Consider the following 13125-nt stretch of genomic DNA (forward strand, 5'->3'; position numbering starts at 1 on the left):
AAAGAAAAGTTGCAGGTGACAAGTTAATGTCAGAAGCCTAATGATATAATTCTATATAAGTTAAACTAATCATTTACACGAAAACGGAGAGGACAGAAAAAACCTGAAGAAGCGAAGCGTTCGCCTGAAAGCTTTCTGAAAGAAAGCTGCATCGGAAGCATACGCTATCACCGGATATTCCCTTAAGAAAAGGGAATCGAAAAAATCTGGGGATAACAGCGATTGGAAGGTTATTCTGTCATCGTAGTGTCAGTGTAAATAATCTTTAGTTCAACTTATATAGTCAGGAAAACAGCATCGGAGGGAACATGCATCTTGAAAATTGTTAGCGTTTACAATAATTTCTTCAAAAATAATATGTTTATGAAAATGCTCCTGATCTTCTCGATGATATCAATTATCACGATCATTACGTTGTCTTATATCATCTTCCTGTCGGTGTCCGACTCCACGATTCGCCGGGAACTGGCGATCCAAAAAGCAGCGATGGAACATGTGGATCGATATATTCATCAGCAGTATGAATCGGTGCAAAACATGGTGAGGGACATGCATCAGAATGAGGCGCTCTCGGCCAACATTACGTATCTGATGAATCACTCGTACGCTGAATATGTTCAGCACATGACGAATGGATATTACGCTAATCAGGACGATTACTCGGCCGATGTATTGAAACATTTTCAGAACATTATGGATCGCAATTCGCAGATTAAGCAACTCATGTTATATAGCGCTGAGCAGCAGGATCTGTCTACCTTCAATCAACACAAGCAGTTCCGCAAGCTGGACACCAATGTGGCTCATTCCTATATTCCGGACGTGATGGCGATGGAAACACCCAATATCAGTGCACCCAACTACTGGATACGCAAAGAGATTAATCATTGGGACCCTGCGGTCTATTCCATCCGCGTACCGATTAACAATACACAGACTCTTCGGAATCTGGGCCAATTTCTTGTCTTCTTTGACTCGGAGGGAATCGGTAATGCGCTGGATAACTACGAGAGTAATCTCAAGGGAGAAATCGTGGTGTTATCGTCGAAAGGGACAGTGTTATTTGACTCCAACAATCATTATTACGGGAAGAAGTATCCCTACGTGAATGTGGCCGATTCCCTGTTTGATCAGACCGATATGGATTCGATGAAAAAGGAGCAGAACATGTACGTGAACAAGTTCGTCTCCGCAGATCAGGGTTATGTGGTCATTGGGACCGTTCCGGTAGAAGAGATGGCCGAAACCTATGCGGGTATTCGCAATACCATCATCTCCTTTAGTATTGTATGTATTTTGTTTGCCGTGCTGGTTCCGGCGTTTTTCATTATTAACTTTGCCAAACGAACCCGTCGAATTATTCGCTTCACCCAAAAAGTAAAGTACGGCAACTTAACGGCTCGCATCGACGATCCGCGTGATGATGAACTGGGGCAGATCTCCCATAGCTTCAACGATATGCTGGACGAGCTGAATCTGTATATTGAACGGGTCTACAAAGCCGAGATCAAACAGAAGGAGACCGAACTGGTCGCATTACAGGCGCGCATCAACCCGCACTTTCTCTATAATACGCTTGAAGTTATTCGGATGAGGGCGATATCTCAGGGGGCCAGGGATGTCGGCGAGATGATCTATAGCCTATCTGTTTTGTTCAAGAGCCTGGTACAGCAGAAGAAAAACTATACACTGAAGGATGAGATGGAAGCATGCCGTTTGTATCTGGAGTTATTCCGAATACGCTACAAGGACATTTTCATCTATACGATCCAGATCGACGCTGCCTATTACCAACACCCTGTGGTGAAACTTTCGCTGCAACCCATCATTGAGAATTATGTCGTACACGGCATTCAGACCGAACGTTCGGATAACCGATTATCCATTGTTGTGGAAGAGACAGATGATGTGGTACAGGTGGAGGTCAGAGATAATGGTAAAGGCATTGAACCGGCACGCCTGACGGAAATTCTTGAAGAACTGGAACGTCCCGAAGAGTCCGGTCAGATGTTCGGGCTGCGTAGTGTTCATAGTCGATTACGTTTCCTGTACGGACCAGAGTTCGGCATTACCATAGAGAGCACCCTCGGAGAAGGAACACGGATCAGGGTGCGTTATCCACATACAGAAGGGACAGGTGTTTAACATGTATAAGGTGTTTATTGTGGACGATGAACCATTCATCATTGAAGGCTTATACGATATTGTGGACTGGTCTTCGTTTGGAATGGAAATTGTGAGTCATGCGGGCAATGGGCAGGCGGCTTTACATGCGCTCTCTTCTCAGCCTGTGGACATTCTGATTACGGATATATCCATGCCACTCATGAATGGTCTCGATCTGATTCGGGAAGCAAGGCGAGTGCAACCTGAGATTAAGGTCATTATCCTGAGTGGTTTCAATGAGTTCGAATATCTGAAGGAAGGCATGCAACTGGGGATCGAAAATTATCTTCTCAAACCGATTAATGTGGAGGAACTGGAATCCACGCTGAGCAACACGGCGTCCAAGCTGGATCATACGGTATCACCTCAAACCGATGATGCTTATGGCATCCAGATTCTGAAAGATAACATTCTTCACCGATGGCTTACGGGACAGATTGCGGCTACTGAATTTGAAGAACGTGCCGAGTTTATGAACCTTTCGCTGGATGCACCCGACGTTGCTGTGGCCGTCTTGCGGGACAAAGGGCAGACAGCGGGCATGTTTGAACGCGTCGAGGGGATGCTGAGAGACAGACCCCATCTGAACGTATTTCATGATATCGATGGAGACATTGTCATTATTGCCAACATTCATGGTACTCGCGACGAAGAACAGAAGTTAATGGATGGCCTTCAGGCATTATCTGATGCGATAACAGTAACCCATCCTGCGGTACGCATTGGAGCAGGCAGGTTGATGAAGGGGCTGTACCAGGCGCCAACCAGTTATGCTGAGGCCAAAAAAGCACTCCAGTATGTGATGATTTATCCCGAACTTAAAGTAATCGACCATGCCATACTGGAAAGGCGCGGAAGTTCAACGGCGACCTTCTTTATTGATTGGAGGGAGTACGCCAAACTCATTCTGTCCCGTAATACAGAACAACTTGCCGACCAGATTCGCATGGATTTTGAACAGCATCGGGATGGGCTTACGCCTGGGGAGCTGCAGAATACCGCATTGGAAGTTGTGATACGCTTCAAAATGGAACTGGAGGGCATCAAACATTCGGATGAGTCTGCCATATACCAACAAGGACTTCAACTAGTCCTGGACAGTGGAACTTTTGATGAACTCGTGCTGGCGCTTCAACAGGTTGGGGCGCAGACCATTCAATCCCTATTGCAGGATTTGAAGAATCCGATTGTGAACCAAGTGCTTCAACATATCGATAAACATTACGCAGAAGAGCTCTCCCTGAAGCTGCTGGGAGCCCACTATCATCTGCATCCGGTGTATTTGGGACAATTGTTCCATAAGGAGACCGGGGAGACGTTTGCCGAATACATCAACAAATACCGGATTGAACGTGCGAAGGAGCAATTGCGTAATTCCAATCTGAAGGTACATGAGATCGCCCGAAATGTGGGGTATTGGGAGACGGGGTATTTCTATAAGCAGTTCCGTAAGTATGTGGGGATTTCACCGACTGATTTCAAGGTGTTTGGTTGATGTTGTGGCTGGAGAGTTAGTCCGTGGACTAAAATACAAGAGACATACTGGGAACAAGAATGGCATGTAATGAGATTCGTGCCATAGGTTACCCGGCATGTCTCTTTCATGTAAGCGATTTATCGAAACAGGGATAAAATTAATCCTCAAGGACGATTTCTCTTTAATTTGTACCTCGAAAACTTAAGTTTATCTTCTTTTTGTAAATGCTTTCATTCGATAAGGTTAAAGCAGTTAGTTTGTAGAGACTAAGGGAACACGAAAAGGGAGGATCAAAGAAATGAGTAAACAAAGAAAACGCTTCTCGCTCGTTCTTGCATTGTTAATGGCCGTTACACTTGTTCTTAGTGCCTGTGGAGGAAGCAAAAATGCTTCAGAGTCCGGGGGAGCGGGAGATGACGCGGTCGAGTTGATCTGGTATACCATCGGTACCCCTCAGAAAGACGTCAATAAAGTGATGGAAGAAGTCAGCAAGTATACCAAAGAGAAAATTAATGCCACGGTGACGATGAAAATGGTTGACTGGGGTGACTACCCACAGAAGATGCAGGTTAACGTAGCTTCCGGTGAGCCAATGGATATTCTATTCACTTCATCTGGTGGATTCGACTATGTACAAAATGCCAGAAAAGGCGCATTCCTCGAACTGGATGACTTGCTTGCTGAATACGGTCAGGATCTCACCAAGACCATTGATCCTGCGTTCCTCAGCGGTTCGAAGGTAGACGGACACAATTACGGAATTCCAGCCAACAAAGAGTTACCTCAACAAGAGGTATGGCGGTTTAACCAAATGCTGGTTGATAAATACAAGTTGGACATCTCTGGCGTCCGTACGTTAGACAGTCTGGAGCCTTTGCTCAAAACGATCAAGGAAAACGAGGCGAGTGTAACGCCATTTGCCATGGATAAGAACTATGTTCCTTACGTGCCTTATGACTATGTCATCCAGAACCTGCCGATGGCAATCAAACTGGATACGACAGACTATAAACTCGTGAACATACTGGAAACGCCTGAGATGAAAGAAGCACTCACCACGATGCACAAATATTACAAAGCCGGTTATGTATCGGCAGAAGCGGCAACAACAGGTTCCACGAACGACCTGACAACATCGGGCAACTGGTTCCTGGATCGTGCACAGACCCAGCCGCTCGCGGATAATCAATGGTCTGCAAGTTACGGTTATGAGGTCGTTTCGACCCCAGCCAGTGATGCGATCATCACAAATACTTCTGTACAAGGCTCCATCATGGCGATCTCGGCCAACTCGGAATATCCGGAGAAAGCGATGGAATTCCTGAACCTGCTGAATACAGATCCTGTGCTGCGTAATATGGTGGATTCCGGTATCGAGGGTACACACTACAAAAAAGTGGATGACACGCATATGGAAAATCTGCCGGAATCGAAAAACTACGATATGCCTTCATACTCCCTGGGGAACAACATGCTGCTCTTCCTGAACAGCAATGACCCGGACAACAAATGGGATGAGTTCAAGAAGTTTAACGCTGAAGGTGTCAATTCTCCAATCCTCAGCTTCAACTTCGATGCAAGCAATGTATCTTCCGAACTGACGGCGGTACAGAACGTGAAAGAGCAATATTGGGCAGCACTGATGACAGGTACACTGGACCCGGCGACCAATCTGGATCAAGTGATTGAGAAGTTCAATCAAGCCGGACTGGAGAAAGTAATGGCTGAAGCCCAAAGCCAACTGGATGCCTGGAGAGCGGAAAACAAGTAACGATACATCGTAAGGATCGGGCGGCTGCTTATCGCGTCCGGTCCTTTTTCATTCAAGCCTGAAGGAGGATCTCCACAATGACTACATTTTTGAAAAACCTGATTAGAAACCGAGTCATGCTGCTCATGGTGCTGCCAGGCGCCATCTGGTTCTTCTTCTTCTCCTACTTGCCGCTCGTGGGCACCGTGGCTGCCTTTAAGGAATATCGATTCAGCCGCGAAGGGTTCTGGGCAAGTCTGATGAAGAGTGAATGGGTAGGCTGGGACAATTTCAAATTCCTGTTCAGTACAAGTGATGCATGGCTAATTACGAGAAATACCCTTTTCTATAACATCGCCATTATCTTCCTGGGACTGGTATTCGCTGTAGCATTGGCGATTCTGCTCTCGGAACTGATCAATAAACGACTCGCCAAAATATATCAAACGGGTATGTTCCTGCCGTATTTCCTATCCTGGGTTATCGTCGGATACTTCGCTTTCAGCTTCCTGAGCATGGACCGCGGTATGTTGAATCAGATCATTGGCTGGTTCGGGATGGAACCGATTCAGTGGTACTCCGAGGCGAAATATTGGCCCTATATTCTGATTTTTGTTGCACTATGGAAAACAATTGGTTACAACAGCATCGTCTATCTGGCTTCCATTCTGGGGATTGATAAATCGCTGTATGAAGCAGCCATGATCGATGGAGCAAGCAAATGGCAGCAGATTCGCAACATTACGATTCCGTTATTGTCGCCCATCATTACAATCATGACTTTGCTGGCTGTAGGCCGTATTTTCTATGCCGACTTTGGACTGTTCTATCAGGTGCCAAGGGATTCGGGTACGCTCTATTCCGTTACGAATGTTATTGATACGTATGTATATCGTGGTTTGAAAACAAGCGGTGAGATTGGCATGAGTACAGCTGCGGGATTGTATCAATCCGTGGTGGGCTTTGTACTCGTCATTATCTCCAATTATGTTGTGCGCAAAGTCGATAAAGACAGCAGCCTATTCTAGGACAAGGGAAAGGAGTGAACCACTATGGCTCAAGCAGGGCTCGTTAAAAAACGCGACTTCCACCACGTATCCAGCGGCTGGAACGTGATTATGAACATCATCGCCGGTCTATTCGCTCTGATCTGTGTATTTCCTTTTATATTTGTAGTCATCATCTCGTTTACGGACGAGAAAGCACTAGCCCGTGATGGATATCGTCTGATTCCAGCAGAATGGAGTCTCGCGGCATATCAGTTTGTCTGGCAGAGTGGGGACACGCTGCTGCGGGCGTATGGGGTTACCATTCTGGTGACGGTACTCGGTACTATTATCAGTCTGATTCTCATGTCGCTGTACGCGTACGCGATTTCCCGTAAGAGCTTCAGATATCGGAGATTTTTCTCCATCTTTGCCATTCTGACCATGTTATTCAACGGCGGGATGATTCCGACCTATATGGTCGTATCCCAGCTGCTTGGATTGAAAGATACCGTATGGGCACTGATTTTGCCGCTGGCAATGAATGCCTTCTACATTATGATTCTGCGTACGTTCTACTCGACCAGTGTACCGGATGCGGTCATTGAATCGGCAAGAATTGATGGCGCGGGAGAATTCTATACCTTTATGAAAATAGTGATTCCACTCTCCTTGCCGGGACTTGCAACCATCGGGTTGTTCAGTACACTCGGTTACTGGAATGACTGGTTCAACGCACTCTTATATATTGATAATCCCAATCTGGTGCCCCTGCAATCTATGCTGATGCGGATTGAGTCGAGCATCCAGTTTATTCAACAGAACTCTGCTAACAGTTCGATGAGTCTGGCAGCCATGCAGTCCATTCCGCAGGATACGTCCCGAATGGCGATGGTTGTGCTTGCCACGTTGCCGATTATATTCGCTTATCCGTTCTTCCAGCGCTATTTCGTACAGGGTCTGACGGTGGGAGCGGTCAAAGAATAACCGGATCACGCTATAGGATTGGAGAGATGCAGATTGATGACTTACAAGGACAAGAGCAAATCCGTAGAGGAACGGGTACAGCATCTGCTGGGCCTGATGACTACGGAGGAAAAGGTAGGCCAACTTACTCAGCCCTTTGGCTGGCAGACATATACGAATGATCAAGGAAACATTACGCTTAATGATTCTTTCAAAGAGCAAGTCGAGAACGGGGGGATCGGCTCCCTCTACGGTGCGCTTCGGGCAGACCCTTGGACTGGCGTTACGCTGGAAAATGGATTATCCGCCAGAGAAGGCGCAGAGGCAGTGAATCTGATTCAACGCTATGCGGTGGAGCATTCCAGACTTGGGATTCCCATCTTAATCGGAGAAGAGTGCTCGCATGGTCATATGGCCATTGACGGAACGGTCTATCCTGTCCCCCTTTTACTGGGGAGCACCTGGAATGTGGATCTGTACCGGGAGATGTGCCAGGCAGTGGCACGGGAGACACGTGCCCAAGGTGGTGCGGTCACCTATTCTCCGGTACTGGATGTTGTGCGTGATCCGCGCTGGGGACGTACGGAGGAATGTTTTGGTGAAGATCCGTATCTCATTGGGGAACTGGCAGTTGCCTCCGTGGAAGGACTTCAGGGTGAAAGTCTTGACCGTGGAGATGCAGTAGCGGCAACGTTGAAACATTTTGTTGGTTACGGCAGCTCGGAAGGTGGACGCAATGCAGGACCTGTGCATATGGGCTGGCGTGAACTGCTGGAGGTGGATCTGTATCCATTCCGCAAAGCGGTGGAAGCTGGCGCGGCATCGATCATGCCGGCATATAACGAAATTGATGGCACGCCCTGCACCGTGAATACGGAATTGCTGGAAGATGTTTTGCGTAAGGATTGGGGCTTTGACGGTTTGGTCATTACGGATTGCGGTGCGATCAACATGCTAGCCAGTGGGCATGATGTCGCGGCAGATGGAATGGAAGCTTCTGTACAGGCGATTCAGGCAGGTATTGATATGGAAATGTCCGGTGAGATGTTCGGGCAATATCTGGTACAGGCAGTGGCAGAAAGCCAGCTTGATGTGCAGGTTCTGGATCAGGCGGTCTCTCGCGTACTGGTCTTGAAGTTCAGATTGGGCTTATTCGAACAGCCTTATGTGGATGCGGATCGTGCAGCAGAAGTGATTGGCAGTGAAGCACATGTTCAGTTGGCGCGCCAGTTGGCGGCGGAAGGGGTTGTTCTTCTCAAAAATGAGGCTGAAACGCTACCTCTATCCACAGCAACAGCTGGGCGAATTGCCGTAATCGGCCCAAATGCGGATCAAGCGTACAATCAGCTCGGCGATTACACATCACCACAACCTAAATCCAAAGTGGCAACCGTGCTGGATGGCATTCGCAGTAAACTGGCTGACCAAGTGGAGCAGGTGCTCTATGCACCAGGTTGCCGGATTAAAGGGGATTCAAAAGAAGGATTCGAGCGTGCAATCGAAGTTGCCAGCCAGGCAGATACAGTCATTATGGTGGTTGGCGGCTCCAGTGCACGTGACTTTGGAGAAGGAACGATCGATCTGAAGACGGGTGCTTCCAATGTGTCGGATAACTCCTGGAATGATATGGAGTGCGGCGAAGGGATCGACCGTATGACATTGGGGCTTGCCGGAGTACAGTTGGAACTCATTCAGGAGATTCACAAGCTTGGCAAGAAGCTTGTCGTTGTCTACATCAATGGTCGTCCCATCACTGAACCTTGGGTAGATGAACATGCCGATGCGATTTTGGAGGCGTGGTACCCGGGCCAAGAGGGCGGGCATGCCATTGCAGATATTCTGTTCGGTGACGTCAACCCATCGGGCAAATTGACGATCTCCATTCCGAAGCATGTCGGTCAATTACCGATCTACTACAACGGCAAACGTTCCCGGGGCAAGCGATACCTCGAAGAGGATCTGGAGCCTCGTTATCCGTTCGGATATGGACAGAGTTATACCACATATGAGTACAGTGAACCCAAGCTAAGTGCTGCGTCCATGACAACTGTTGATTCAGTTACCGTATCAGTGAATGTCACCAACACTGGCCGTTATGCAGGTGCAGAAGTTGTACAAATGTATATCTCTGACGTGGTCAGCTCGCTGACTCGTCCCGCCAAGGAGCTGAAGGGGTTTGCGAAAGTGAGCCTGGAGCCTGGAGAAGCACGGACCGTGGAGTTCCACATCGGGGCAGAGCAGCTGCAGTATATCGGACGCAACTTGAAGCCTGTCGTTGAACCAGGACAATTCCATATTCATATCGGCAGCAGCGTAAACGATACGCAAATGGCCGAACTGACCGTAAGGGAGGCGTAAGACGTTGGAACGTATCAGACGATTTATTCGCGAGTTGTCCGAACATCAGTGGCTGGAGCAATTGCAGCTGCGCAGCTGGGACATTACCCGCGCTTATTATAACGTGCCAGGACAGTATGAGGATCAGGGAGAATACCCGGAAGGTCAGAATTTTGAGCGTTTTCCGAGCAAACAGGGAACGACCTACTTCTTTCGAACGCGTTTGGAGATCCCTGCTACATGGCAGCAAGCGCCTTATGGGCTTGTATTTGAAACAGGGGGAGAAGGCTTGCTGCGGGTGAATGGACACTCTTATCAGGGTCTGGACCGCAATCACACCTACGTCACGCTTGATCCGTCCAAAGTTGGAACCCATCCGGAACTGGAGATTGAGATGTTCGATCCGGTACCTGAACCTGTAGACCCGTTGAATCAACAGGCCGTTATTCAGCCGCCGATCACATCGATTACCAGCCTGCTGGTAAGACCAAATGAAGCGGTTCGCAGTCTCATGTATACGGTCATCATTGTGCGTGATTCGGCTGTGTTGCTGCCGGAAAGTGACTTCAGGCGGGTTCGCCTCTTAGAACTGGTGTATCGTGCGATGGATCAATTTGTAGGCATGTCTGCAGAAGAGATCAAGCAGGGAGAAGGAATTCGCCAGATTGAAAATAATCTGAAGCATCATGTGCGTGAGATTGGCGGCAACGCAGAAGGTCTGGAGCATATGGTGGGACAGTCCCATATCGATATTGCCTGGCTGTGGCCTGTGCGCGAGACCGTACGTAAGACGAGCCGTACCTTCTCCACCGTAGATGCACTCATGAATGAATATCCCGACTATGTCTATTCCCAGAGTCAGCCCTTATTATATGCATTTTTGAAGGAACATGATCCCGAACTGTATGCACGAGTGAAGCAGCGGATTGCAGAAGGCCGCTGGGAACTGGTGGGCGGCATGTGGGTTGAGCCGGATCTGAACATCCCGAGCGGGGAGTCCCTGATACGCCAGATGTTGTATGGTCAGCGTTTCTATATGGAGGAGTTCGGCAAGACATCACAGATTGAATGGTTGCCGGATACATTCGGGTACTGTGCTTCCCTGCCGCAGATTTTGAAGCATGGCAATGTGGAATATTTCATGACGACGAAGCTCGGGTGGAATGACACGAATGTGTTTCCATATGATCTGTTCCACTGGGTGGGCATTGATGGAACACCGATCCTGTCCTACCTCAATCATGGTGTTAACGAGCATACCTTGCCGAAGGACATTCATGATCACTGGCAGTCCTATCGTGAAAAGGCGGCTCATCCGGAGCACATGCTTCTGTACGGACACGGAGATGGCGGCGGTGGAGTAACACGCGAGATGCTGGAGTATGTGGATCGCGCAGACCTGATGGTAGGACAGCCTGCGAGTCGTTATAGTACGGCGGGAGCTTTCTTTGCCGGAATTGAAAAGGAGCAACCTGTGCTTCCGAAGTGGCATGGTGATCTGTACCTGGAGTTACATCGGGGAACCTACACGACACATGCACGAAACAAGCGTAACAATCGGAAAGCGGAAGTTCTATATCGTGAAGCTGAGTTGTGGAATACACTCGCTCTGCCTGAGATGGGGGCGGATGCAGAAGCTGGCGTGCGTTCGAATCTGCATGACGGCTGGAAACTAATTTTGCTGAATCAATTCCATGATATTATTCCGGGCTCGGCAATTACGGAGTCGTACGTGACGTCGGATGCGGAATATGTACAAGTATTTGAGTTGGGTAGAACCGGACTGGAGCAAGGTGTAGCAACACTGACAACGGGCATCAATACGCAAGGCCCAGAAGGTTCAGTGGCCTATGTTGTGTTCAACAGCCTGGGCTGGAAACGCAGTGCAGTCGTTCAGTTGCCTGTGCAGGATGGCTTTGATCGCTACGGCATTGATGAAGAAGGCCAGCGCCTGCGGATGGATCGGGAGGATGGCAGCATGTCTATTCTCGTGACAGACATTCCGGCGTTTGGATATAAGACGATTTGGCTGGTACCGGAAAATACAAGGGAAACGAATGTACGGGAAATGGCCAACCTTGCCGCGAAACCAACCTTTAATAATACATGGGACACCGCCTTTTATCATGTGCAGTTTAACGAACGGGGAGAGATCACTCGTCTGTGGGATAAGAGCGCGGAGCGTGAGATGCTGAAGCCGGGTGAACGGGGCAATCAACTTCACTTCTTCCACGATCGTCCGACGCTCTGGGATGCATGGGATATCGACAGTCGTTATGAAGAACAGATTGCTGGTGAAGTGGAACTATTGGAGAAAAAGCTGGTGCTGGCGGGCACAACGAAGGATGTCCTGCGCTTCCGCTGGAAGCTTAATCAATCGGTGATCACGCAAGATATCATCTTTTACCATGATTCACGACGTATCGACTTCCAGACAAAGGTGAACTGGAATGAAGATCACAAGCTTCTGAAAGTCGGTTTCCCCATCGATGTGGTGACCTCCAAGGCCACATTCGAGATTCCATTCGGTGCACTGGAACGCCCAACGCATCGCAACACAAGCTGGGAACAAGCCCAGTATGAAGTCTGTGGACATCGCTTCGCGGATGTATCCGAATATGGATACGGCGTGAGCCTGCTCAATGATTGCAAATACGGGTACGACGTACAGGGAAGCACCATTCGTTTGTCCTTATTGCGTGCACCCAAATGGCCTGATCGCACCGCTGATCTGGGAGAACATGAATTCACCTACTCCCTGTATCCACACGACGGTGACTGGCGAACTGCACACACCGTACGTCAGGCCGCCGAACTGAATCATGAAGTGACAGTACAACAAGCGGAGCAGATGGAGCAGGTACAGCGGAACGCAGGGGCTGAAGCAGCTCTAACGGCAACTGCCACACATTCTCGTCCAGCAACAGGCTCCTGGATTAACTTCAACAGCAACCATGTCATTCTAGATACAGTCAAAATGGAAGAGGATGGGCATGGTACCGTACTTCGGTTCTATGAATCGTCAGGCAAACGCGAAAACATTACGTTGCAATGGCCGCATGCCTTTGAGCAGGCATATCAGTCCAACGCACTGGAAGAACCGATCAAACCACTGGCCCACACGAATGGCCAGATCACATTATCTTTTAAACCTTACGAAATACAAACCGTGCTACTGCGGTAAACCTTTTTGAAATATTTTGAGCTATGTAAGATGAACTTAAAAATGTACACATAACGAGAGGACAGAAAGAATTCGAAGAAGCGAAGCGTTCGCCTAAAAGCTTTCTGAAAGAAAGCTACATCGGAAGCATACGCTATCCCCGGATTTTACCCTTTAGAAAAGGGAATCAAAAAATCTGGGGATAACAGCGATCGGAAGGTTATTCTGTCATCGTAGTGGCTAGTGTGAATGTTCTCAGCTTGATCTTTTATAGCGACAC

At 48.4% G+C, this 13125-nt stretch carries 7 protein-coding genes; all 7 read left to right on the forward strand.

The window, feature by feature from the left end:
* The first annotated feature begins 315 nt into the window (after positions 1-315).
* On the forward strand, positions 316-2145 hold the full coding sequence (locus tag AC4G47_RS04740) for a sensor histidine kinase (RefSeq protein WP_491104985.1): 1830 nt from the start codon (positions 316-318) through the stop codon (positions 2143-2145).
* A 1-nt stretch (position 2146) separates the two neighbouring features.
* Positions 2147-3661: a response regulator gene (locus tag AC4G47_RS04745; protein ID WP_491104987.1), complete on the forward strand. Its 1515-nt coding sequence runs from the start codon at positions 2147-2149 to the stop codon at positions 3659-3661.
* 280 nt (positions 3662-3941) lie between these two features.
* Positions 3942-5414 carry an ABC transporter substrate-binding protein gene (locus AC4G47_RS04750; protein ID WP_458123971.1) on the forward strand — a complete coding sequence of 491 codons (1473 nt, stop codon included), beginning with the start codon at positions 3942-3944 and terminating at the stop codon, positions 5412-5414.
* Between the two features lie 77 nt (positions 5415-5491).
* Positions 5492-6421, forward strand: a complete 930-nt coding sequence (locus AC4G47_RS04755) for an ABC transporter permease (RefSeq protein WP_145325134.1) — start codon at positions 5492-5494, stop codon at positions 6419-6421.
* Between the two features lie 24 nt (positions 6422-6445).
* Positions 6446-7366 carry a carbohydrate ABC transporter permease gene (locus AC4G47_RS04760; RefSeq protein WP_458123970.1) on the forward strand — a complete coding sequence of 307 codons (921 nt, stop codon included), beginning with the start codon at positions 6446-6448 and terminating at the stop codon, positions 7364-7366.
* A 36-nt stretch (positions 7367-7402) separates the two neighbouring features.
* The gene (locus tag AC4G47_RS04765; protein WP_491106646.1) at positions 7403-9703 is read left to right on the forward strand and encodes a glycoside hydrolase family 3 N-terminal domain-containing protein; all 2301 of its coding nucleotides are present in this window, start codon (positions 7403-7405) and stop codon (positions 9701-9703) included.
* Between the two features lie 4 nt (positions 9704-9707).
* Positions 9708-12866: an alpha-mannosidase gene (locus AC4G47_RS04770; protein ID WP_491104989.1), complete on the forward strand. Its 3159-nt coding sequence runs from the start codon at positions 9708-9710 to the stop codon at positions 12864-12866.
* Positions 12867-13125 lie beyond the last annotated feature (259 nt).

Source organism: Paenibacillus sp. Negev47 (assembly GCF_058313655.1).